The sequence below is a fragment of the Oscillospiraceae bacterium MB24-C1 genome, from assembly GCA_030913685.1.
GTDB lineage: Bacteria > Bacillota > Clostridia > Oscillospirales > Ruminococcaceae > Yanshouia.
This window is the reverse complement of sequence record CP133187.1, coordinates 957,923-983,027: the sequence shown is the minus strand read 5'-3', so window position 1 is coordinate 983,027 and position 25,105 is coordinate 957,923. Positions and strand designations below refer to the sequence as shown.

Sequence of the window (25,105 nt, the reverse complement as noted above, 5' to 3'; positions counted from 1 at the left end):
TTGCTGAAAAGGGGAGAGTAAATGATTTACTGTCATGCAGATGTATTCAGTTCAAAAAGTTTATCAGGAAACGGATTAACAGTTATTATTCATGAAGAAGAGCTTGATACTCAATACATGCAGAGAACGGCGCAGGAATTTAAGCAATTTGAAACTATTTTTCTAAAACAAGTTGGAGAGAAACGTTTTCGCGCTAGAATATTTACTGTGGAAGAGGAATTGGACTTTGCAGGGCATCCGATTTTGGGGGCGGTGGCAACCGTCCATGAAAACTTGTATTCAGAGGAAAGCAGAATAACCACAGTATTTGAGTTGAACAAAAAAACGCTACAATCAGAAACGATAAAAAAGGATAAATACTATCACGCCACGATGAATCAAGGCATCCCTGAGTTTTTAGGAACAGTTGAGGGTGAAGGAAAAGCAATGTTTTTACAGGCTTTGAATCTTACCGCTGACAATCTTCACCCTACGCTTCCGATAGAAGTTGTCTCAACTGGATTGCCCTATTTAATTGTTCCACTCACTTCTGGGCTGGGGCAGGCGAAAATTAGTGTAAGGAATTTTGAGGCTCTATTGAGTAAGGTAAATGCAAAGTTTGTCTATGTTTTTGACGTTGATAAAATGGAAGGGCGCACGTGGGACAATTCAGGTGCGGTAGAAGATGTAGCAACCGGCAGTGCGGCCGGGCCGACCGGGGCCTATCTTTTTAAAAGAGGGTTCTGTAATGCGACAGAAAAAATTAATATTAGTCAAGGCGATTTTGTGGGGAGACCCAGCATAATTACAGTTTTTGCTGATCAGTCAACAGGAGAAATCAAGGTGGCTGGGGATGTTAAAATCGTTGCAAGAGGGCAGCTCTTTGTTTAACTAAATTTCAGGAGGGAATACAATGAAAACCATAGGTTTGATTGGCGGAATGAGCTGGGAAAGCACGGTTAAATATTATCAGCTTATAAATGAAACGGTTAAAGAAAAATTGGGTGGTCTCCATTCCGCTAAAATATTCTTGTACAGTGTCGATTTTGCCGAAATTGAGGAGTGCCAGGCGAAGGGCGAGTGGGACAAGAGCGCCGATATTCTCGCAGATGCCGCAAAAAATCTGGAGAAAGCGGGCGCAAATTTTATCGTAATCTGCACGAATACGATGCATAAAATTGCACCTCAGATTCAGGAACAAATCGATATCCCAATCGTTCATATTGCAGATGCTACCGCAGACGCTCTAGAACAGGCCGGCGTCAAAAAAGTAGCGCTATTAGGTACAAAATATACGATGACTCAAGATTTTTATAAGGAAAAGCTCATATCCAGAGGGATAACGGTTATTATTCCCGATGCCGTAGATGTGGAACTGGTGAATCATGTTATTTATGATGAACTGTGCCTTGGGATTATATCAGATGAATCTCGTAAACAGTATATGCGGATCATTGAACAGTTAAAGAACAGTGGTGCTGAAGGTGTAATTCTTGGCTGCACCGAAATAGGATTGTTGATTCAGCAAGAGGATTCTCCGCTGCCTGTGTTTGACACGACGCAAATTCATGCACAAAAAGCGGCGATAAAGGCTATCACTTAAAAGCATGCATTAACAACTTACGAAATTATAAGCACTTGACAAGACAAAGAATTTGAGTTTCCGTAAATATAAAGGGACGCGCTATAAACTTTTGTTTAAGCGCGTCCCTCAAACTTTGCTATTTTCAAAACAACGTGCTGGAAAACTAAGCAATAAGTCAAGTCAACTCGTACATCATGCGCACGGCTTTGCGGATTTCCTGATAGCTGGTGCAACGACATAAATTTGACTGCAACCATTCTTCGATGATATATTCTCCCGGAAAAATCGGGTGATTCATTTTGAGTGCGTGGCAAACCATTAAAAAACCAGACGTGCAGTAACCGCACTGAACCGCATTTTGATTTACAAATGATTGTTGAACCATCGATGTACCGCCAAGCCCTTCCACAGTTAAAACATCGTGCCCCTGCGCTTCAACGGCAAGAATCAGGCAGGATTTCATGGGTAAACCGTCCATTATAATGGTACATGCACCGCAATCTCCATTTTTGCAGCCGGGCTTCGCGCCGGTCAAACCCAACTGTTCACGCAGTACGTCCAACAAAATATCCGAGGGTCTCACAGCTAATTCATGCGTCTCTCCGTTAACATTAAGCGAAACGACAGTTTTTCCATTATATCTTACCACTTTCCCAATCCTCCAAAAGGGTGCATAGCGTGTTTCGCAGTACAAAAACACGATACTCACCGGAACCTTCTACGTCGTTATATGCTGCATCGGGCAACAGTTGGGCTGCTTTTTCTGCCCTGATCTCGCAGGATAAGCTACGATCGTTTAAAACGGACTCTATCTCCTCGCTGCGAAATGGAAAAGAGCAGAGGCCTGAAAATGCTGCACGCAAAACATCTCCCTTCCAGATAGCCGCAACCGTCACCAAGGGGTAATCTATTTTTTCATTTTCAGTTTTTTTAATATGTGCATAACGTTCGTTTAGTGCCCAAGAGGGTATTTGCACCTGTACAATAAATTCACCGGGTTTTAGATTTATTCTACCGTTAAATATGCTTTTAAAAGAAACTGTACGTCGCCCTTCTGGTCCCAGCAGAGTTACCTGAGCATCCGAAACAAGAAGTGCAAGACTGGTCTCGCGGTAAATGATGGTTCCGCACAGATTTCCGCCCAGCGTGATACGGCATTGGTTGGTGTGGTCTGCAATGCGTCCGCAGGCCAATCTAAGCAAAGGGAACAGCTTGGATTCTTTAATCTTGTTAAGACTGCACGCCCCGCCGATATTTAAAACGTCGTTATCCACCTCAAGCTGGTTGCACTCTGGAATAGACTTTATATCTATCACCGCGCCAGGGTGGATACTGCCCGCTCTACACATTGTAATGATCTCGCTTCCGCCCGCGTAATAAAATGGATTTTGCCCTTCAGTTTGCAGTTGAACAAATGCTTCCACGGCTTCAGCCAAAGTATTTGGGCGGCAATAGATAAATTCAAATGGAATCATACGTTGCTCTCCTTAGCCATTCGCCAAATTCTCTCTGGTGTCAGCGGAAGTGATACAAGCTCTATCCCGAAAGCGGCGGACAAGGCATTTCCTAGTGCCGCAGGTATACCGATGATGCCGTGCTCTGAATAGCTTCGTACACCATAGGGTGAGCCGTCTTCCGGTGTTTCCACAAATCCGACGCGATAATCAGGCTCCTGACCGATGTGCAATAGCTTATAGGTTCGCAGAGTAGGCGATTGCAAAATGCCTTGTGAATTAAATGAAAATGATTCGCGGCTAGCCATACTAATACCCATTGCCATGCCACCCGCCACCATGGCACGCATTGCTTCAGGATTTATCACATTGCCTACATCCATCACAGTAGAAGCGGAGATAATGCGATAGGTATAGGTTTTTAAATCCGCTTCTATTTCGACTACTTGTGCGCCTAGCGACCAGTCGGGACCGGTTTTACCTTGTCCCGTTTCCTTGTCAAGCATACAAAGCCCTTTGAGCATAAAACCCCCACGCCCCATCACAGGTTCTCCGATAGAGGTGCCGTCAGGCGCTTTATACCCTTGTACAATTTCTTTAAACTCTATATATTGCTTCAGATTTTTTTTGCAGTACACTCGTCCGTGGGCGACTTCAATCTCATCCAAGGTACATCCAAAAGCTTGAGAACCGTTGCATTTTAACTGATAGATTAGGTCATCGGCGGCCTTTAACACGGCAAAACCTGCCATGTATTCAGTGAGGCTGGCTACGGTTTTCCAGTGTTCTGGTGCAACTCGCGTGTCAACATCCATAACAACGTGAACCTGCTGCACATCAATCTTTAATTTTTCGGCTAGTATTTGCGCGAGATGGGTCTGTCCGCCGGAACCCATTTCAACAACGCCCGTGTTCAAATTGACGCTTCCGTCGGGATTAAAGGTGATAAGCGCACCGGATATCGCGTTTGTAGGCGGATTTTCAGTTTTCCAAAAGCACGCCACCCCCTTGGCGTTAACGGTGTCTTTTTTTATTAGAACAGGGGTTCCACCATTCCATTGCGACAGATGTTTTACTTGATTTAGGCACTTTGGCAAATCGCCCATCAGAACGCGTGAAGGTGTCAGGCTACCGGGGCGGATTGCATTTCGGATGCGAAGTTCAAGGGGGTCCATCTGACATTTTCGTGCCAAAATATCCAGAACCCGTTCTATGCAAAAGGTATACGATTCGTGCGCAAAGCTTCGATAAGATGTGGCGTAGGTGTGGTTGGTATATACGCAAAGTGCATCGCACGAGAGGTTTTCAACATGGTAAGGTCCGGTGCAGTCTACTGCAATGGCTTTGGTCATATAGGGTGAAATGTCGGTATAAGCACCGCAATCTAACCAATAAGTTAATTCTGCCGCTTGGATAACCCCCTTTTTATTAACGCCAATTTTAATATTAGCCTCCAGCCCAATGCGGCAGGGGGCTGAAGCCATGTCTTGTTCTCTGGGAATGGTAAGCTGCACGGCTTTGCCGCCTACGCTTCGAGAAGCTAGAAAAGCTAAGATTTCTAGCGTAACAGGAGCTTTTCCGCCAAATGCGCCCCCGACGAACGGTACATGCACCTGCATTTTTCCGGAGGAAATTGAAAATGCTTTTGAAACATGTTTTCTAACGGCGTAGGGCGCTTGTGAGGACGTGGTAATATGAACGGTACCATCCGCAGAAATTTCTGCTCTGGCTGAGCGAACCTCCATAGCAAGATGGTCAGAAGGCGGCAAGAAGAAACGTTTTTGAACGATATGATCGCAACCGGCAAAAGCAAAATCACAATTTCCCTTGCGCATGCAGTAACGGCTGGCAATATTGGTTCCCGATTCGGGATAAATGTCCTTTAATACTTTTTTATATTCATTAGCCTGATTATGCACCAGTACTGCGTCTTTGCATAACGCTTGAGAAGGCGTCAAAACAACTGGTAGCTGTCGGTATTGAACTTTGATTAATCGCACCGCTTTTTCAGCTGTGGGCTCGTCTACCGCAACCACCATCGCCACCGGTTCTCCGGCATAACGCACGACATCGCGCGCTAGCGCTGGACGGTCTTGCAACAATGGTCCAAATAATTCGGAGCAGTCCGCGCCGGTTAACACTGTTTTTACACCTTTTAAAACGATAGCCTTAGAAATGTCGATGCTTTCAATGCGGGCATGGGCATAGGTGCTTGTAAGCAAACGGGCAAACAGAACGCCTATCTTAGGCAGATCGTCTGTATATTGGGCTCTTCCTGTAACCTTGTCCCAGGCTTCCTTGCGCTGAACATTTTTTCCAATGGCAGTATTCATTTGGTTATACACCTTTATAGTAAAATATATATGAAGTGTTCACTTCCAAATTTTAAAATATTCACTAGAAGAAGCGCCACCCAAAAAGGATGGCGCTTTATGTGATTATTTAATTAAACAATAATTAAATAATCGCCATTTTGAAGTTGCAAAACATTTCCTCTAAGAGCCTTAGAGATATCTGTGACACTTTTCTTTCTTTCATTTTCATCTGGTATTACTAGTGTTAAAGCATTGCCTGTTATAACCCTGTCTCTATTGGTTGTTATATAAACCGCTATTTCGGGAGATTGTTTACCCATTTTGATTGCCTCCTGAATAAGATGACATAATCGAATGAATCTTTCTGCTGTTCTCTAGAATGGGTGTCTTTTTAACTACGCTAACCAATGCATCAATATTATGAATTATAGGAACAAAAGCTACTATTAATTTGCCGCTCTTGTAGTTTTTTCTCGTAAATCTAAAACGTTTAACGCCAAAAGATCTGGCAGCTTCAAATAGAATAGCCTGTCGCTGCCCAAAGTTATCGAGGGTTATTCTAAATATATCTTTTTTGGGCGTAATAACAACCGCGATACCTTCGTTAAGAAATAGCGCCCGACTTCTGTCGGTGCCTAATAAGTTGGTGACGAACATGCCGTCTACAAATAGCTCTGAGTGTTCGATAGTGATTTTACCTTCAGATATGTCGCATATGTCACCAATGGTCTTTCCTTTAGTAAAAGTTTTAAAGATATAAATTGCTATTAAGCCAGTAACCAACCCTACAAGACAATCAACGATAAGGTTATCGGCATAAAAAATTTTCATGGCCAATACGGTGAACAAAGACGTCAGCAGAGAAATATAATTTCGAGCCTCATACGTTTTTGCAATACCATCAATATAGGCAGCTCCTCTTTGGGTATATTCTATATCCTCCAATTTGGATAAGCTATTCATCTCGAGTTTTCGGATATCACGAAAATGCTGTACGCCGATTGTTAAGAATGTAACCGCGGTAAAGTTCCTAGCCAAGAGCGCCGGAATTGCAACCGAACCCAGTACTGCGGCCACAAATCCAGTTATCAGGTTGATCAAAAAGCCGCCCGGATAACTCGGATTTTGGCGATAGTCGACATTTAGCGTGATTATTCTAGCCACCGTACCCATGATAATACCGCTTAGAATCAAAACGATATCGGATTGCTGTAAAGTTTTTTCTACTGCTTCCATATGATACCTCTTTTTATTGCTATTATCTCGGTGCTCTTACTGTTTATACAAAAAAGTAGATATTCTAACCCCGCATTTTTGACATAAGCTGCCGGCGGTTGCTTTCCTCATGTAAAAAGCAACCGCCGGCAATAGATTGAGTTGGGATTTGTTGGATTGATAAACAGGAGTGATCAATTGATGGTACTTGGGTAGCAAATATAAACTTTCCGCTGTTAGGCGATGCGACAATCAGTACTTATAGTCTGGAATATCGACCTTGTCTATTTCCTGAAAAGGTGCAAGAGTTGAAATCATTTTTACTAACGCGTTAGAGTTGTTCACGCAATAATGAATTTCACCCGGTTCAATATGTATAAAATCTCCCTGCTTAAGCTTATTGACCTTGCCATCGACGACAATATCAATCTCACCCTCTAAAATGAAGAAATTCTCCTCCATCGTGTTATGGAAATGTGCGGTGAAATCTTCTCCCGCCAAAAACTGTACCACAGCAAAATTCATTCGGGGGCCTTTCATCAAATATTTTGGCCCGCTGTTGCCAAAGCGATATTCCCGTTCGCTTTCATTTAATACATACATTTAGTACACCCACCTTTTTAGTAATTATTATGCATTGGATACGCCGCGATGATGGCGCAAAAGTCAATCGTTTTGCTAGATAGAGCACTTAGACTTCTCGCTTGAAATGACTCAAATCTAAAGCCCGGGGGCAATCCACATATTTTTGGTCAGTTTTTGGTCGCAAAGTGTAAGTTGTGCCTTATAAACCTGTTTCCAACGCTGATAATTCTCGCTGTAAACCGCGTGATTTTCCATGTTGGGGGTGTAGGTTCTATCCCACTTAACCAGATTATGTGCCGTCTGAGAAATATCGCTGAAAATACCGACGCCATATCCCGCAAGGATTGCAGCGCCAAGCGCGGTGGCTTCTTTTACAACCGGCACCTTTACAGGTATACCGAGGGCATCGGAAAGAATCTGACACCAGAGTGGACTTTTCGAAGCGCCCCCGGCAAAAATAATTTCATCCGGCGCATTGCCGGTAGCTTCGCGCACCAGTTCTAGATGGCCCTTTGTGATCAGCGCGGTATTTTCTAAAATAGCGCGGTAAAATGTATAGCGATTAAAGCGCTGGGGATCCAGATCAAAGTTGGTAAAAGTAGGTGCGGCGTGCTTCCAGTTGATATAGTTCATGACATCCGAAAAAGCGCACATCATACCGTAGCAACCAGCGGGTATCTTTGCGGCCTCTTGATCCATTAAATAATAAGGGTCTTGCCCTGTTTGACAGCCGAACTGCTGTTCGAGCTGACAGAAACCGTCTCTGAACCAACGCATGACCAAGCCGGGCTTAAAAGCCAGTGCCTCATATTGCCAGATGCCCGGAACGGCATGACAGTTGACACGCACCCGGCAGCCAGGGTCGGTACTGCCGTCAGCCGTATTATATTCATACTGCCAAAAGCTGCCGCCAAACACCGCGGCCTGACCCGCGTCAACGGCTCCGACACCGATGCAACCCAGCTGCGCGTCGCCTCCGCCGACAACAACGGCGGTTCCGGTCGCTAGGCCAGTCTGCCGGGCGCCCTGTTCGCTGACCTGTGCAATTTTGCAGCCGCATTCGCGTACAGGTGGGAATATGTCGTCCCGAAGGCCGCATTTGCGTGCAATTTCAGCGTTCCACGCTCTGTTTTTAAGATTAAATATACCGGTTGTGGAACCGTTACTAGGCTCAATTTCAAGTACGCCCGTCAGTTTATATATCAACCAGTCGTTGAACATACCAATGGTTGCAGTTTTTTCATAAACTTCAGGCATCTTATTTTTAACCCAAAGCAGCCGTGGCAGGGCGCCTAGTGCATAGGTCTGACCTGACTCAAGATAAATTTCCTTCTCTAGCTCAGGGTTTAGTGCGATAAGCTGGCCTACTTCATCGGTACTGCGGGCATCTACGTTTGCACAGGCCCAAATTTCGGTTCCAGTAGCGTCGTAAAGCACAATGCCCTCACGCATACAAGTTGTGGACACCGCCGCAATATCAGCAGAGGAGATTTGCGCTTCCACTAGAACTTTTTGAATGCATTCACAGGCAAGAGTCCAATTATGTACCCAGTTGAAATCCATACTACCGGGCCACTGTGGGTTTTCAGCATGTGTCCATTCACGCTGGACACAACCGACCTGGTTCCCACAAATGTCAAATACAACAGCCCGAACGCTGCCTGTACCTGCATCAAGCGCCATCAAATATTTCTGAGACACGATTGATAACCTCCTTTTAGCTTCTATATCAGGTTTTGCTGCCATAAAACGCGCTGATTTAACCCGGGATTATTGTAAAATAAAACTGCATGGACGACCTGAAACAGTGAATAACTGCCATTAAGCTTCGTTTGCGCTCTGGCGCTATTCGTTCTCTAAAAGCTGATGTGCTGTATTCTCATCGGTAATGAGCACATCGAGATAAGAGCCGCGCAGCACCGCACGTATAGCGGCAACCTTGTCATTGCCCGCTGCTACACCTATGACATTGTCAAGCCCTTTGATCGTTTCTAAAGGCGTGCTGATCAACCGATCTTCAACATCGTGGTTTAAAAGGTTGCCATTTTCATCAAGGAAATGACTGAGCATATCGCCAACCGCACCCTGCATTTTAAGATAGAGCAGATCATTTTTGCTCAAGATGCCGGATTTGAAAATAGTGGCGTCCTCCGACATGCCACCGATGCCGACGACTGTGATGCCCGCAAGCATAGCCATGCGCGATATTTCGGTCACCGACGCTTCTTGGCGCATGGCGTGGGCCAGCGTGTCAGAAGAGGCGATCAACGGAGCGGGCATCAAAAACAGTCTGGCGTTGAAAGTCTGCGAATGCGTGTTGGGCAGGTAATAGTTGACACCACCGGTAAGCGAAATGCAGGTGATTGGCTTCTCGCTCATCATAGCAAGATTATTAAGTACACGGCTGGGTGTATCACCGTAGCCGATATTGATATAAGTATTTTCGTTGATGCGATCACTAATATACATTGCCGCGGCTTTGGCGATGGTTTCATTGACACCATCTGCCTCTGGGTTGGTCGGCACGACAAAAGAATCTTGTAAATGATATTTTTCGCAAAGCTTTTTTTCAAGGGTCATGCGGACGGCACTGTCCCTACGCACTTTAAACTGGATGACACCAGTCTGCCTTGCTTTTTCTAATAGTTTAATGACGCGTATGCGAGAAATTCCTAATATCTCGGCAATGCGCTGCTGCGTCATATTTTCTAAATAATAGTACCATGCTGTTTTAATGATCAACGACTCTTCGTAATTCATTCAATTCTCCACTTTTCTTAAACAAATGTAATTAATGTTTTCTTTTGTTTAAGTATATCAGCCAAAGCATAGCGTTGTCAAACAAATATCGGAAAAATTATTTTTGAGGAATTTATAAGAATCCCAATTGTTTCCTTTGTGCAGAGCGACTAATTTTGCGCCTTTATTCTTAATAACGCCTAATTTAGCAACGGGTAATTATGTAAAATATCCAATTTCATGAAAGGAGGGCACAATTCGATCAATTGACAATCGTTTTTAAATAAATTATCATTGTCTCAAAAGAACATGGAATAAAAATCGTCAATCAAAACTTTTGTTCACGAAGCAAAGAGTTACACGGAGGTACGGGTATGGCAGAACAAAAGGCGGCCAATGCTACTATTCTTTCCGCCCTGAATATCCATAAGTCTTTCGGGCAAAACGCCGTTCTTAAAGGCATTGATCTAACGGTCAACGCAGGCGAAGTGGTCGCGCTTATCGGCGGCAACGGCGCAGGCAAAAGCACCTTAATGAAAATTATTATGGGAATTTACCAGCCGGACAACGGCAGTATTGAAATTGATGGCAAAAAGGTTCATCTTACAAAGCCCGCGCTGGCCTTGTCTCACGGCATATATATGGTGCCACAGGAGCCGATGATATTCCCGAATATGACGGTAGAGGAAAACATTCTTATCGGTTTTGAACAGAAAACCTCCATCCTGCGCAGCAGACTAGCGACGCTTATGGATGAAGTAGGCTGGCAGCTGGATATGAACAGAAAGGCGAGTAGTCTTTCGATAGCGGAGCAGCAACTGGTAGAAATACTAAGGGGGCTGCTGCGAAATGCGCGTCTACTTATTTTGGATGAGCCAACCAGCGCCCTTACCTTCGACGAGGTAGGCAGCTTGTTTGCCTGCATAGCCGATTTAAAGGCCAAGAACATCGGCATCATCTATATCACGCATCGTCTTAACGAAGTGTTCGAAATTGCCACTCACGTTGCTATTCTTAGAGATGGCATTGTAACACTGCGCGGGCCGATAGAAGACTTCACGCGCGAAATGTTGGTCAAGGGTCTGCTACCCCCGAGTATCGAGGTGAAATGTGACGAAAAGACCGGGTGCAGAATAACCGCAATTGACTACACAACTTTGAAGCCGGTGCTCACTGTCAAAGAACTTTCTGGTTACGGGTTTAGCAACATCAATTTAGAGGTCTATCCGGGTGAAATATTGGGCGTTGCGGGCGTTGTGGGTGCCGGACGAACCGAGCTTGCAACCACCATAATCGGGCGGGATACTATTTTAAGTGGAAAAGTCCTGCTGAAAGACAGGGATATCACCGGTTTTTCCACAGCCAAAGTCATACAGGCCGGCATCAACTATGTACCGGAGGACCGGCATTTGCATGGTCTGTTTAAGATTAGCGATGTGGCGGCAAATACAACTTCCTCCATCCTTTATAATCTTTCGATGGGCAGGTTTTTTCTCAGCAAAAAGGCGGAGTGCGACCTAACTGAATGCTACGTTCAGGATTTTCACATTAAGGTGACCGGTCAGGATCAGATAACGGGCAGCCTTTCGGGCGGAAACCAGCAAAAAATCGTCATTGGCAGAGCGCTTTCCACCAATCCCAATCTGGTTATACTCGACGAGCCCACCAGAGGAATAGATGCCGCAGCACGCGCCGAAGTATACACCATAATCCACAAGCTACGCGATCAGGGTGTCGCCATCATGCTCATCTCTTCGGATATGGAAGAAATAATCGAACTTTCAGATCGTGTTGTCACGATGTATCAGGGGCGAATTAACAGCGAGTTTTCAAAGGAAGAGATCAATCAGGACAGCCTGATGTCGGCCGCCTTTGGCGTATTGGACGGAAAGCAGGTGCGCACATGAACCTAATCAAAAAGTTTATTAAAGCGCGCGAGATAAGCAGCCTGATGTTTCTCGTTCTTTTATTCGGCGGAGTCGGCTTGATCAATCCAGCTTTTCTTGCACCCACTTCACTGATCAACTGCCTGAATGACAGTGTTGTTTTTACCTTGCTCGCAGCCGGTATCGCATTTGTCATACTGACCGGTGAGATTGATGTTTCGATAGGTGCCACACTGGGCCTTTCGGCGGCAGTATCGTCAACGTTGCTTCGCGACGGAGCAAGCTGGGGTATCGCTTTTGTCGCCGGAATTTGCGTAGGTAGCGTCATCGGGCTAATCAATGGCTGGGGCATCGCGGTCATGGGCATACCTTCCCTTATATTCACATTAGGCACAAACGGCGTGGTTAGAGGGCTGATCTATGTTTACACCCATGGTGCCTGGGTCGAGAATCTGCCCGCTGAATTCACCCTCGTATCGCAGAAAAAGCTCGTTGGCAGTTTAACTGTTTTTTATGCCGTTGTCCTAATCGCCATCATTGCAATTCATGTCATTTTAACCCGAACGCGCCGAGGTAAATATTTTATTTCGGTTGGTGACAATGCCGCCGGCGCAACGCTGGTTGGAATTCCGGTGCGCACCACAAAAATTTGCGCTTATATTCTGTGCGGCGCTTTTGCCGCTGTCGCAGGCATTGTCTACTCCTCACGAATCGGCTTTATTACGCCGACAGCCGGCGTCAACTACGAGATGAAAGCCATCGCAGCCTGCGTCCTCGGTGGAATAAGCCTTACCGGTGGACTGGGCAGCATCATCGGCTCGTCAATAGGGGCCATAATCATGTCCTCAATCAGTCGCATACTGGTTTTTCTCGGTTTCTCATCCGACTACGACAATACCATCACTGGTGTTTTGTTAATTACAATCGTGGTTGTAGACGCCCTGATGCAACAGCGAGTGGCTGAGAAAAACCGCAGAGAGCGGCTGTCAGCCCGCACCTCGGCAGTGCAAATAACCAAGGGGGGGCAAACGACATGAACAGTACGTTTATCAAGCGCTTAAAAAAGCCTTTAGCCAGTTGGGAAGCGGCACTGCTCACCATCCTCGTTTTGGAAATTGTCATTTTTTCTATGGCCAGCAGCAAGTTTACTCTGGCACGTATGCTCCTGTCGATCAATGACATCATTTCAATCTGTATCATTTCCCTGTTTGTGACCTTTGTTATGATTACAGGCGGAATTGATATACAAGCTGGTTCTATTGTCGGTTTGACCTCTATTGTTATTGGGGTCAGCTGGCAGGACGCGGGGTTGAATATCTGGGTAGCGGTTATTCTTTCGATGGTCATAGCAGCATTTTGCGGGGCACTTTCGGGTTTTTTTGTAGCTTACTGTAAAGTGCAGCCCATGGTGGTGACGCTAGGCGGTAGCTTTCTTTACTCTGGCGTGGCCCTGCTGATATCAAATCTTTCTGCAACTGCGAGCTACAAGGGCATCAGCGGCTTTCCGGAGCAGTTCACCCGCATAGCCAAATATAAAATGTTCGGCGTTATCCCATTCCAGATCATTCTGTTTGTCGTGTTAATTACCATTTGTTACATATTGCTGCACAAATCTAAATACGGAAGACGCGTATTTCTGGTTGGAGTTAATCAACAGGCAGCCGAAATGTCGGGTATTAACACACGTCTCGTCATCATGAGTACCTATATGCTTTCAGCCGTGGGGGCTTCCATCGCCGGTATTGTGTTGACCGCTTATCTGGGTACCGCCAAGAGCGATATCGGCCTTTCGTTTACGCTACCTATTATCACGGCCGTTGTCCTCGGCGGAACGCTTAACACTGGTGGCAAGGGCAGCATCATCGGTACAGCGCTGGCTGCCGTGGTGATCGGCGTACTCAAGTTTGGACTTCCTCTCTGCTTTAAGGTAAGCACGCAATATCTTGATATCCCAGTGGGTATGCTGCTGCTTATTGTTATAATCGGGCGCTCTCTGGCACAAAACCGCAGCTTTTCTATAATGTTTCGCAAACTATTCAAGGCGGGAGTAAAAAACACCTAAGTTAATGTATATTTGTAAACACAAATGTGTTTCAAATAAAACTGACTAAAACAGGAGGAAAATTGAATGAAAAGGATTTTGGCTCTCACGCTTGCAATGACATTGGCGCTTTCATTAGCTGCATGCGGAAATTCCGCCCCTGCCTCTTCCACTGCGGCGCCCGCTTCGGCTCCGCAAACGCCTTCTTCCGCTGCCGCACCGGCATCTCAAGAAGCCGCGACCGACGGATCGGTGAAAGGCAAAACCGTCGTATTTGTCCCGAAGCTTACCGGAAACGCATTCTTTGAATCTGCCAACAAGGGCGCACAAGAATATGCCAAAAGCTGGGGATTCACCGTTGATTATCAGGGCAGCCCCAATGCCGCTGTTGCCGATCAGGTGCAGGTCATCAACAACGCCATTGCGACAGGTGCAGATGCCATTTGTGTCTCTTCGGTTGACGCTACCGGTCTTGACTCGGCGCTAACAGACGCTATTGCTGCGGGCATGACCGTCGTCACCTGGGACTCGGACGTTTCTGATACTGCGCGAAGCCTGATGGTCTCTCAGGGCACACCTGATCTCCTCGGTAAAATGTTGGTGGATATGGGCGCGGATTCCTTGAAGAACCGCGGTGTAGACCCCGTCAAGGACGAAGTAAAATATTGCTGGCACTACTCACAGGCAACGGTTGCCGACCAGAACTCCTGGCAGGTAGCCGGCGAAGCCTACATTAAAGAAAAGTATCCGAACTGGGTCAATGTTGCGCCGTCCAACTACTACTCGGAGCAGGACGCTGAAAAGGCCGTTTCTATCGGTGCTTCCATTCTCGAGGCACAGAAAGATATTGACCTCATCATCTGTAACGACTCTACCGCGTTGCCTGGCCAGCTTAAAGCTGTGCAGAATGCTGGACTGACTCAGAAGGACATAACCATCACCGGATTTGCCTCCCCAATGTCCATCAAGGATTATTGCGAGGCTGGAATCATTGAGCAGTGGGGCCTGTGGGATTGCGGTCTTCAGGGTGGTATTGGCGTCTATCTCGCCGCTTACCTCGCAGCAGGTAATACTGTTAAGGTCGGAGATAAGTTAGACATCCCGAACATTGGCACAGTTGAGATTATGCCCAACGACTGCCTGGTTGAAGGTGCTACCACTGCGCCGACAAACAATGGTGTGGTGCTTCTCCCCGAGCGCGCCGTCTTCAACAAAGATAACGTAAATAACTACGATTTCTAAATTACATTTCTCTCATCTTCCGCTTGGTGTGGCTGTGGCATCATTTGCCTACAGCTATGCCTTGCGCATCAGCAGGAAAGTACATTTCCCGCTGATGCGCAAGGCATAGAGCATTGAATATTATCAACCGTAAAAAGGAGGATTTCATTATGGCAGATCTCGATGGCATCAAAGTATCCAAAAACTATTATGTGGATGAGCCATTTGCAAACGACCAGAGTTTCTACGTCAAAGGTGCAAATAATCTTGACTGGGGCATGAAAAAGCACCTTGCCAACATTTTTAATAAAAAAAGCGGAAAAACTGTTATGTTTGCATTTGACCACGGCTACTTCATGGGCTCGACTGCGGGCTTGGAGCGACTGGATTTGATTATCCCAAAGCTATTGCCCCATGTGGATGTTTTAATGGGCACGCGCGGTGCGCTGCGCACCTGCGTCCCACCAGAGTGCGAAAAGGGAATCGCTTTGCGTGTTACTTCTGGCTCTTCTATGCTCAATGACGATCTCTCTCACGAGGTGATCGCAGTTGACATCGAAGACTGCATTCGTATGAACACCGACTGCATGGCAATTCAAACCTTTATAGGCGGCAATGGGCAGCTTTTAAGCTTAGATAATCTTTCAAAAGCAGTCAACGCCGGTCTGCGTTACAGCATTCCCACTATGGGCGTTGTAGCGGTCGGCAAGGAAATGGAACGGACACCAAAATTCTTTAAGCTAGCCACCCGCATTTTGGCGGAGTTAGGCGCAAATATCATCAAAACATATTACTGCGATGATTTTCAAGAAGTTGTCGCAGCTTGCCCTGTTCCACTTGTCGTTGCCGGTGGCAAAAAATTGCCGGAAAATGAAGCGCTTACGTTGGCTTACAATGTCATTTTGCATGGCGGAGCGGGCGTGGATATGGGCAGAAATATCTTTCAGAGCAATCACCCTGCCGTCATGGCTGAAGCAGTCGCCAAGATTGTTCACGAAGGATTCACCGATAAGGAAGCCTGGGAATTTTATCAGGAAGCAAGTAACAAATAGATGGCGATCACCTCAATCAGCTGGTGTTGATAATTGACTAAATTATAAAATTTGGCGGCAGTATCGTTTCGATACTGCCGCCAGCTTACTACCAAAATCCTAGAAAGTTTATTCGCACCTAGGGATAATAAACACAAGCCAATCATACAATTGCGTTACATTGCGCTGATATAAAACCTTGTGCCGCGCAAGTGCGTAGTTAACGATAATGCAAATTGCCATCGGCACAAGCTGATGGCAATTTATTATATGCATAACATCTAAACTGCCGCAAGCGTTATTTGATGCAGCAATGATATTTGTAATTTTAATAACTGAAATATGGTGAAAAAATATTGACAAATTTTAATTTTAAAATTAAGTTATATCACATCCAATAAATTTTATGTGAACTGCTCGCTTGAGATAGAAGCAAAACGAACACTTATAAAAAATCGCAAATGATACGAAAGGTGGTTTGAAGGCAATGGCTTATCAAATCAGAGCAATGGTTGAATCCGACTGGCCCGAAGTCAGACAAATCTATCAGGAGGGGTTGAATACCAACCTGGCGACATTTCAGTCGCAATGTCCGACCTGGGGCGAATGGAATGCCTCACACCTTAAAGATTGCAGGTTGGTTATCATAGAAGATGGTAAGGTAATTGGTTGGACAGCTTTGACCGCAGTGTCGGGCCGCTGTGCATATGCGGGTGTGGCGGAGGTTAGTGTCTACATAGCACAGAACTACCGTGGACATGGCGTGGGAAAGGTACTGTTGCTTGAACTAATTCGATCTTCCGAGGAAAATGGCTTCTGGACGCTTGAGTCTGGGATTATGCAAGATAATACGGTAAGCATCCGCCTGCATGAAAGCTGTGGGTTTCGAATGGTGGGTTATCGCGAAAAAATCGGTCGCGACCGCGTTGGGAACTGGAGAAATATTGTTTTGATGGAAAGGCGCAGCGCGGGCGATTACGTTGACGGTGTTTGCTGCTGCAGCGCGGCCTGTTGCTGCAACGATGAAAAGATATGATACATTTATCTATGTCCATAATATTTTTGCGCATGACATTTTTAAAGCCTGAAATCTGATTTGCGATTTTTGCTGCTATTTATATACCTTCTTTTCACCTTTTGTATTTTGTTCATACGTAAACATCAAACGGCTAGCAATAAAGCCCGCTACATCCCTAGCTAAACACAGGGAGCAGCAGACTTTATTACTAGCCGTGATTAGTTTGTTAGAAAAAATCTCATGTTCAGTGCTTTTCTAGAAAACAAATTCTATTAACGTACACATAGGTGGTGATAGTGGGCGGGTGTTTGTCAAAGAAAACGACCAATGCTTAGATATCTTCGGCACCTGTTTTGGGGTTAGGCACTTTTTCAACGACAGGGGGGAGGGGAGCGGGCTTTTTAATTAAATTAAAATTCTCCCAAGGATCCTTCGGTTTTTCGCCGTTATATTTTTTGGGTGCCCGTCGAGTGGGCTTGTTTTCTATGGTAATGGATTCTGAAGAATTAAGCGTAACCTTTACAGAAAACCATTCACTAGAAAGTGCATACCCCGACGGCGCTTGTACTTCCTTGATGTAATAGGTACCCGCAGCAAGGCCGGTAAAAGTACAAATGCCATTTTGGTCAGTATCTTTTTCGCCTATGCGTGTGACCTTATCATCACGATACAAAGCAAAACGTGCGCCCGAAAGCTTTAGTGTGCCGTCGACATTCGTTTTGGTAATGGTTATCATGCCCTTTTCATCCCAACCAATTGGATAGTTGCCAATCTGGCCGGTGATTGTGTTGTTGTTCGTATCTGAGAAGTAATGGTAAATATCAGTCGTTCTCAGATAACCCCCCGGTGCTAAAACCTCTTTGACATAATAGTGCGTTTGGGGTGCCAATCCACTGAAGCTTAATTTTCCGCCAGAATCAGTGGTTTCTTGTGCTATTGCTGGCCCTGAACAATCAGCAGTATCATACAGTGCAAAAACTGCACCGGCAAGAAGGTTTTGCGCATCAATAGCGTCTGTTTTTGTGAGCGTAAGCGTAACATTGTTCGCTTCGTTTACAATTTGGTGTGGTGAAGCCCATGTCTGCTTGGCAGTTAAGGCTGTTACAAGTTCAGAAAGGACATATCCTACCGGAGCGCGCAGCTCTTTTATATAGTAGGTCTGTTCTGGATAAAGATCATTAAAGGTTACCTTTCCGTCGGTGTCGCTCAGGGCAACCATTTCTTCGCCTGAGCTGTTTAAAACCGGAATTGTACACTCGTTGTCTAAATACAGAGCAAAAATTGCACCTGCAAGACCTTCGCTGACATCATTTGTCTTAATCAGCTCGATTCTGGCACTGGTTGACTGTGCAGCATCAACATTTACGACGTCAATAACTGCGGTTGGATCATGACTGGCTATATCCAGCTCATGCCACTCGTTACTGAGTGCATAGCCACTGGGCGCTGCAAGCTCCTTCCAGTAAAGGGTGGTTAATCCGTTCACCAAGCTTTTAGGAACGGCCAGCGTGCAAATTCCGGTGGCATCGTCGCAAGTTGCCTGCACCAGGGGCTCGGTATCCGTTTTATTGGCGAAAAGTCCAAATTTAGCGCCTTGCAATATATTTTTGCTGCCATCGATCTTTTTGATCTGAATGGAAACAAACTTTTGCGCAGGTAAAGTCATGCGTGCAAAGCCCGAGCTGCTAATATACATGGAGTTTAGCGCGTTGCTGTTTTCGCTGCTTTGCGGAATTACGCTGCCCACCAGAGATACGCTATTTACAAGATTGGTATCCGTACGAACGATAAAAGTATCGTAAGTAAGAACATATCTTGCACTAGCGTTTGGAATATCCACTGTTAGCTTCCGAGTTTGAGGATCAAAATCAATAGTCGCGTTTTCTATGGGTGTACTGTTGGGTGTTAAAACAACAGAATATGTACCGCCAGAGGACACGCAACTGGGCGTTGCCTCATACAGCTTGATGCTTTCTAAATCAAGGTAAAGACCGTCAGGAAGGGTATCCTCAGCCTGAAGTTTGCTGCCGGCAGCCTGATCATCAAGCAAATCTAGACCCAAAGGGTTGATGTCTATGGTGTAGTGGGCAATCATGCCGCTAATTAATGGGGAATTTTTATTGAGCACTTTAGTGATTACCTTTAGATTAGCGTTACCGCTATTTACCGGTATATTATTAGTTGTGCTAACAATGTCGGCCGAATTGACAAAGGAGATTTCAGGTTGTTCTCGCAGCTCTTGTGCATTAATGTCAATGGTCGTCGTAAAAGTAATGATATGCTTGCTCTGTACATCTTTTAGACGGATTGTAATGTTCTGTCCATCGACCTCAAAAGTGTTGTCACCACTGAAAGCGGTGCCGTCAAGTTTAGCGTCGTCAACATTACAAATGAGATGCTGCGCTAGCGTATCGGTAATGGTGACGTCACCTAAGTTCAACGCATTTTTATTGACGGTAAGCGCCCATGTCACCTTTTTGGTTTTGGGGTCAAAGCCAATATGCTTTTTGGAGAGTACCTCATTGTAAACTTTGATGTAATCATTTGCAGAAACATCCTTAGAGATGGGCAGACCATTGACTTTGGTTCCATCCTGCTTCATGACAATTGTATTTCTAAAGGTTCCGGATTGATTGCTTGCCCAAAACGTATTGTCAGAAACATAGGTGTTAATTGTAAACTTAAAGCTGTTTTCTCCAAGATTCCCGAGCAATATAGTCAATTTATTATCAACTATCGTAACATCGCTTAAAACAGCTGAATCAAGCCCTGCTTGCGTCAAGCCGTCGATGACAGCTGCTCTAATATCGTCAATGGCCTTAACGGAATCTCCGTCATCGGCGACAAACCGATGCGCAGGGGACGACGACGACAAATCATCCTCTAACTTAACCTCGGTTAAATTAACTTTGTTAGGGTTGACAGTTATAGTCCATGGCATTTTGTGGTTGACATAATCATATTGACCGTTATCTTTTCGAATTAAATCATTATTAATATCAGAGGGGTTTTTCTCAATTGCTGGGGGTGATACCAAACCGGTGCCACTGCCAGAATCTTTCCACTCATATCTAAGCTGAGCGAAGTTTTTGAGGCTTTCATCGGTTAGGTCGCCTGTTTGCTCAAAATACTCAGGTTTTACAGTTGTTGAATATTTGATCTCGTATTTTGCGGCGGCAGTTTCGGGAATGCCGCTTTCAATCAACTTAACAGTCATAACGGTCTTTCCGTCCATTGATGTGATAACGGTATCGGCGGTGTAGGGGCTATCATCCGCTTTGATGACGATAGATCCAGGCTCTAAATTAAGGCCTTTACCCAAGGTGTCGATCACTTCAAGGGTTTTAAAGTTACGACTTGCCGTGCGAACGGTAATTGTCCAGTCGATTCTCCAAAGGTCACCGTCCGAAGCAGGTGCGATGGTGCGACTGTCTTTTTGAATGACAATACTGTTTTGCCAGCTGTCGTCAACAACAACAGTATAGCTGCCATCTCCCTCGGTTGTAACCGCTCCGCTGTCGTGAACGGCGGTGACGGCGTTGGAGTATCTTTGGTCCGGACTAGTAGAAAGCCATATTTTTTGTAGTTCAGAATCTGTCAAGCGGGTTTTATAGGTGAGTGTTAAAGTTTCGCCAGACCCAATAGAAGATAAGTCGCAGCTAAGTATACCGTCTTGGAAATTGACCAAACCGGTTTGAGCAACGTTATCTACCGAGGTCAGGGCGCTGTTGGCGACATAATCCATGCCATCAGGCAGCACATCAACCAGTTTTGTGGGGATTTCGCCGTGATAAGCTTGGGTGGGATGTGTATATGTAATAGTCCACTCTACCTCACCGTGCTCGTCAATCTCTCCGGCTGTTTTATTGAGCTGTGGTGGCTTGGGAACCAATTCGTCGATAACAACCGTCACCGAAGAAGGCAGACCGATCGTCACTCTTCCCTGATCGTCTGCATCAAGCGCATCGCGATCTAGATTACATAGAAAATTTATCTCGGTTTGGCCCAACAATTCAAATGCGTTATATATGTTTCCACCATATTCATATTGGCCCAGATCTTGAAACGTAATGCGTAGAGTGGGATTACCTGCTTCCCAGCTTAAAACCGCGAAAGGTTTATCTACCGGGAAACCGGGGTAGGCGGCAGTGGGGACAGGATATATGTTCATGGAATCTGTACTGGTCGGCCTGCTCACCTCTTCGGGTAGGTCAAACTCATAAAAGTCTGACGGACTGGCCGACGAGCCTAAATTATCCCAGTTAAAGCGAAGCAAAAATTCATCATACATACTGACAGAAGCGACATCGGAGATATTTTGATCTGCTACTGTCTTACCAGCTTCACTTTTTGTAGTAAACAAAGAAATGACGGGATCTGCTGTCATTGCTTTAAACGTCGGTGTAGATAAGGGCATAGCAGCAGACAAAATGACATTCAGATTCATACCAGCGATGTTAATCTGGCCATCGTGAACCTGTGAAACATCGATGATACAGGGGATGCGCACTGTGCGCATTGTCACCTCACTAGAATCGGGATCTCCAGAAACGAGCTCTCCAGAATCCAAATTGCCAGAGTCATGATTGGTTTCAGACCAAAGATAAACCTCGTTGCCTTCAGTCGTAGCAAAAAGGTCATCCAGATTAGCTCCCGTGATATTTGGCAGCAATCTATCCGGCAAAATAATGGTGACACCCTGTGCCATTGCTTTATCAGAAATACTTAACTGCCATGTCAGCTCATCGGTTTCTGTTACATGGTCTCCATCTTTTAAACGTATTCCGTTTTTGTAAAGTGATCCATCATCCGTAGCGGCATTTATCGTAAACAAACAGGCATTTATCATCAAGAGACATGCCATAGCAAACGATAGTGTTTTGTAGAATCCGTTTTTTGTTAACATTAACACTTTTCTCTTCTCCTTATTTCGTAGTGCAGATTTTGGCTTCATTATTAAAAACCGCCTGAGTTTTTCAACAACAATCAGTTTAATACGGCATAATTCACAATAAATACGGGGGATAATATTGTAGCAAAATAATAATTTGTAGGAAATATAAAAAATATTACGATAATAAAAAATATTTTTGTAAATTAATGCCAAAAACACAAAACTTAATAAATCATATCATTTTTGAATTTGTTTTTCAAGGGGAAAATTAATAAATTTATCACTAAAAATACTTTAGAAATTAAAAAAAATGACAATTATTGAGTGGGCAGCCCTTGGGCTAGACTTGCAAAGAATGCAGGGGCTTTTATTTTAAAAAACGGAGCTAGAATGGTTTTGTTAAAAAGAACTAAAAAGCTAGGGGATCAGTTAGCAATCTACGCTATCCCGGTAGCGAATTGAAAAAATATGAAAAACAGCTATGAGATGATTACGTACTGTCTTGGACGACAAATAGGGCTAAAAATTGATTAGTTGAAAAGGGGCTCCTTGTACTTTCATATCTGGATTTTTGCACGCTTATACGAAGAACGGGGTTTACGCATTTGCGTAAACCCCGTTCTTCGACACTTTTAATATCTTTTGAGTAGGTCGATTAACAGCATTATATAAAGCTTACCTGTAAAGATAATTTTATTTTCTGGGCGGTTGATTTACTCAACGGGAAACTAGCGCGTGTGCAGGCTTTAGGCGCAGCGACTGAAAAATCTCTTCGACCTCCGATAGATTATTTTTTGCTGTTTCAACATCCTCCCAGCAGATGCGAATGATCAGAATTTCCGCAATTAGCAGGGAAGACATTTGCGAATTGTGCAGACCGTAACTCTGCTGACGTACCGAAAACAGACAGTCGGAATACTCCGCTAAGGGCGAGGTGGCGGCGTCGGTTATGCTGATGACACTTGCACCACGCTCTTTTGCAATGCGGGTGGCGTTGACAATTCGCGCAGCATAGCGCGGCATGCAAATTGAGATAACGGCATCACCCGGCTTGATACGATGCAAATGCTCAGGAAGGTTAAAATCGTAGTAGGTCAACAGATCGACACGGTCGGTTATGCGGTTGAGATTGTGGTACAGGTAGTAAGCGGTTACACGGCAATTTCTTTCAGCAATAATATAAATATGAGACGCCTTTTTCAAAATTTTAACACTATCGTCAACCTGTTGCTCGGTAATGTGGCTGCTGGTTTGGACAAGATTGTCTATTTGTTGTTGAAGAATGGTATTGACGGCATATGCCTTTTCTGAATCATTGCCCTCGGACAGTGACTCGATGCGGCGTAGCGGAACGGCGTATAGCATCAGATGTGACTGAAGCTTACGCTGAAAGTCTGAATAGCTGCCATACCCCAGCGCGATGGTTGTGCGCACAATGGTAGCGGTGCTAACTCCCGATTCAGTTGACAACTGGTTGATGGTAGCCATAGCTGCCCGTACGGGATTATCGATAATAAAATTAATAACCCGCTTTTGCGATTTTGTCATATTCGGTAGTTGCTGCTCTAGCGTCATTATGATATCTGTAGACATAACTGTCCTCCTGCAGGTTGAAATAATATGTAATAAATTTTATCACGAATTTTATAATTAGACAAGCAAATGAAAGCGAAAAGTAGCTAATTCAATCAAATGTTTAGATACAACGCTGTATTTTTGTAATTTTTGAAAAAATGCTTACAATTTAGTCAAAATCTTGATAAAATATTAATCGTTAAGACAAATGTGCTAAATGAATATTTGCCACTACTTCACAGCATGTTTTAGCATAGCCGATATCATCAAAGTATTCCGCCTGTTGGGTCATTCAGCAATGTCGAGGCCCCAGTAATTCAAGTTTAAAACAGTTCCCTTAGATTTGTATCTTGGACTAGAACATTTATGAGGTTTAGAACTGATTAATTTAGGTTTCTTAGCAAGAGTGCTTTGAAATAAGGGTAAAAATAAGGAGGAAAAGATAATGAAAAAACTGATAGCCTTTGCACTTACCGCAGTGATGGTGATGAGTATCTCTGCCTGCGGCGGCAAGAGCAGCAGCGCCCCGTCGGCAGCCCCTGTCGCGGCTGGTTCGTCCGCTGCTTCTCCTGCGACCAGCACCTTTCCGGAACGGCCTATCGAGTTGGTAGCCTGCTACGGTCCGGGCGGCGGACATGACATTATGCTGCGCACCGCGCTCAAGATAATCAACGCTGAAAACCTTGCTGACGGTGCTGTCATGAACGTTGTGAACAAGGAAGGCGGCTCCGGTGCTGTGGGCATGGGTTATGTCAATACCCACGCGGGCGACGACTATTACCTGATGTGCGTCACCTCGTCTTTTTTAACCACGCCGCTGTCGACCAAAACCGGTGTGACCTACAAGGATTTTACCCCCATTGCCTGCCTGGGCATTGATCCTTCGATCATCGTGGTACATAAAGACTCCGGCATCACCAGCATGGAAGAGTTGCTATCCGCACCCCGTACCGCTGGCGGTACCGGCACCGGGTCTATCGACAACATCATCTGCAATAAGCTGATCGCCGCTTCCGAGCAGGATATCAACTACATCCCCTATCAGGGCGACGGCGAACTGGTTACCGCATTGCTCGGCAAGCAGGTAGATTTCATTTGCACCAACGTCAATAGCTGCAGTGAGTATCTCGCTACCGGCGACTTTATCGGCATTGGTCTGGCTACTGCCGAGCGCAATGAAGAGCTGTCCGAGATCCCCACACTCATCGAACAGGGCTACGATATCAACCTTGGTGTTTTCCGTGGCATTGCCGCCCCCAAGGATATCTCTGAAGAAGCCAAGCAGTATTATATGGGGCTGTTCACCGAACTGAGCGCTAGCAATTCCTGGAACGAACAGTATCTGGGAGCCAACGGCGTTCAGAAAAACCTGTTGTTAGGCGATGATTTCGCTAGCTATCTCGATACGCTCAACGGTGAGTATGAAACCGCCATGAAGGAAATGGGCCTCATCTAGGAGTCTTTCAGGCGTTACTGTCTATACCTCGCAACCTCTAAGTGAAGGAGCGTCAATTATCGCTCCTTCACTTATTTAAAGAATGCGTGTTCTAACCTCTATTCTTTCACG

At 45.2% G+C, this 25,105-nt stretch carries 19 protein-coding genes; 9 read left to right on the top strand and 10 right to left on the bottom strand.

Annotated elements, in window-relative coordinates:
* The first annotated feature begins 21 nt into the window (after positions 1-21).
* Both RBH76_04780 and RBH76_04775 read left to right on the top strand, forming a co-directional pair.
* Complete coding sequence (locus RBH76_04780; protein ID WMJ84746.1) at positions 22-870, top strand: PhzF family phenazine biosynthesis protein; 849 nt, start codon at positions 22-24, stop codon at positions 868-870.
* A 22-nt stretch (positions 871-892) separates the two neighbouring features.
* Positions 893-1,582, top strand: coding sequence for an aspartate/glutamate racemase family protein (locus tag RBH76_04775; GenBank protein ID WMJ84745.1), 690 nt, complete (start codon positions 893-895; stop codon positions 1,580-1,582).
* Between the two features lie 157 nt (positions 1,583-1,739).
* Here the strand turns inward: RBH76_04775 and RBH76_04770 are convergent, their stop codons facing one another.
* The 8 genes from RBH76_04770 to RBH76_04735 form a co-directional block, all read right to left on the bottom strand.
* Positions 1,740-2,213, bottom strand: coding sequence for a (2Fe-2S)-binding protein (locus tag RBH76_04770; protein ID WMJ84744.1), 474 nt, complete (start codon positions 2,211-2,213; stop codon positions 1,740-1,742).
* Positions 2,200-3,039 carry an FAD binding domain-containing protein gene (locus RBH76_04765; protein ID WMJ84743.1) on the bottom strand — a complete coding sequence of 280 codons (840 nt, stop codon included), beginning with the start codon at positions 3,037-3,039 and terminating at the stop codon, positions 2,200-2,202. The genes RBH76_04770 and RBH76_04765 overlap by 14 nt, the downstream gene beginning before the upstream one ends.
* Positions 3,036-5,351 (bottom strand): xanthine dehydrogenase family protein molybdopterin-binding subunit, encoded by a 2,316-nt coding sequence (locus RBH76_04760; protein ID WMJ84742.1) that lies wholly within the window; start codon positions 5,349-5,351, stop codon positions 3,036-3,038. Before RBH76_04760 ends, RBH76_04765 begins: the two co-directional genes overlap by 4 nt.
* A 113-nt stretch (positions 5,352-5,464) precedes the next feature.
* Positions 5,465-5,653 carry a hypothetical protein gene (locus tag RBH76_04755; protein WMJ84741.1) on the bottom strand — a complete coding sequence of 63 codons (189 nt, stop codon included), beginning with the start codon at positions 5,651-5,653 and terminating at the stop codon, positions 5,465-5,467.
* On the bottom strand, positions 5,646-6,569 hold the full coding sequence (locus RBH76_04750) for a YIEGIA domain-containing protein (protein WMJ84740.1): 924 nt from the start codon (positions 6,567-6,569) through the stop codon (positions 5,646-5,648). The genes RBH76_04755 and RBH76_04750 overlap by 8 nt, the downstream gene beginning before the upstream one ends.
* A 231-nt stretch (positions 6,570-6,800) precedes the next feature.
* Positions 6,801-7,151: a cupin domain-containing protein gene (locus tag RBH76_04745; GenBank protein ID WMJ84739.1), complete on the bottom strand. Its 351-nt coding sequence runs from the start codon at positions 7,149-7,151 to the stop codon at positions 6,801-6,803.
* Positions 7,152-7,268: 117 nt separating this feature from the next.
* Positions 7,269-8,834 carry an autoinducer-2 kinase gene (gene lsrK, locus RBH76_04740; GenBank protein ID WMJ84738.1) on the bottom strand — a complete coding sequence of 522 codons (1,566 nt, stop codon included), beginning with the start codon at positions 8,832-8,834 and terminating at the stop codon, positions 7,269-7,271.
* A 144-nt stretch (positions 8,835-8,978) separates the two neighbouring features.
* Positions 8,979-9,893 carry a sugar-binding transcriptional regulator gene (locus tag RBH76_04735; protein WMJ84737.1) on the bottom strand — a complete coding sequence of 305 codons (915 nt, stop codon included), beginning with the start codon at positions 9,891-9,893 and terminating at the stop codon, positions 8,979-8,981.
* Between the two features lie 353 nt (positions 9,894-10,246).
* Here RBH76_04735 and RBH76_04730 point away from each other — a divergent pair, with 353 nt between their 5' ends.
* The 6 genes from RBH76_04730 to RBH76_04705 all read left to right on the top strand — a co-directional run bounded on the left by RBH76_04730 (position 10,247) and on the right by RBH76_04705 (position 17,087).
* Positions 10,247-11,779: a sugar ABC transporter ATP-binding protein gene (locus RBH76_04730; GenBank protein WMJ84736.1), complete on the top strand. Its 1,533-nt coding sequence runs from the start codon at positions 10,247-10,249 to the stop codon at positions 11,777-11,779.
* The gene (locus tag RBH76_04725) at positions 11,776-12,795 is read left to right on the top strand and encodes an ABC transporter permease (protein ID WMJ84735.1); all 1,020 of its coding nucleotides are present in this window, start codon (positions 11,776-11,778) and stop codon (positions 12,793-12,795) included. Before RBH76_04730 ends, RBH76_04725 begins: the two co-directional genes overlap by 4 nt.
* Positions 12,792-13,820 (top strand): ABC transporter permease, encoded by a 1,029-nt coding sequence (locus RBH76_04720; GenBank protein WMJ84734.1) that lies wholly within the window; start codon positions 12,792-12,794, stop codon positions 13,818-13,820. The genes RBH76_04725 and RBH76_04720 overlap by 4 nt, the downstream gene beginning before the upstream one ends.
* Positions 13,821-13,886: 66 nt before the next feature.
* Entirely contained in the window at positions 13,887-15,041 is a 1,155-nt protein-coding gene (locus RBH76_04715) for a substrate-binding domain-containing protein (GenBank protein WMJ84733.1), read from the top strand.
* A gap of 149 nt (positions 15,042-15,190) precedes the next feature.
* Positions 15,191-16,072, top strand: coding sequence for a 3-hydroxy-5-phosphonooxypentane-2,4-dione thiolase (gene lsrF / locus RBH76_04710; protein ID WMJ84732.1), 882 nt, complete (start codon positions 15,191-15,193; stop codon positions 16,070-16,072).
* 466 nt (positions 16,073-16,538) lie between these two features.
* Positions 16,539-17,087, top strand: a complete 549-nt coding sequence (locus RBH76_04705; protein WMJ84731.1) for an N-acetyltransferase family protein — start codon at positions 16,539-16,541, stop codon at positions 17,085-17,087.
* Positions 17,088-17,400: 313 nt separating this feature from the next.
* Here the strand turns inward: RBH76_04705 and RBH76_04700 are convergent, their stop codons facing one another.
* Both RBH76_04700 and RBH76_04695 read right to left on the bottom strand, forming a co-directional pair.
* Complete coding sequence (locus tag RBH76_04700; GenBank protein WMJ85203.1) at positions 17,401-21,975, bottom strand: SpaA isopeptide-forming pilin-related protein; 4,575 nt, start codon at positions 21,973-21,975, stop codon at positions 17,401-17,403.
* Between the two features lie 705 nt (positions 21,976-22,680).
* Positions 22,681-23,556, bottom strand: a complete 876-nt coding sequence (locus tag RBH76_04695; protein ID WMJ84730.1) for a MurR/RpiR family transcriptional regulator — start codon at positions 23,554-23,556, stop codon at positions 22,681-22,683.
* Positions 23,557-23,983: 427 nt separating this feature from the next.
* Here RBH76_04695 and RBH76_04690 point away from each other — a divergent pair, with 427 nt between their 5' ends.
* A complete protein-coding gene (locus RBH76_04690) occupies positions 23,984-24,994 on the top strand; it encodes a tripartite tricarboxylate transporter substrate binding protein (protein WMJ84729.1) in 1,011 nt (336 codons plus the stop codon).
* Positions 24,995-25,105 lie beyond the last annotated feature (111 nt).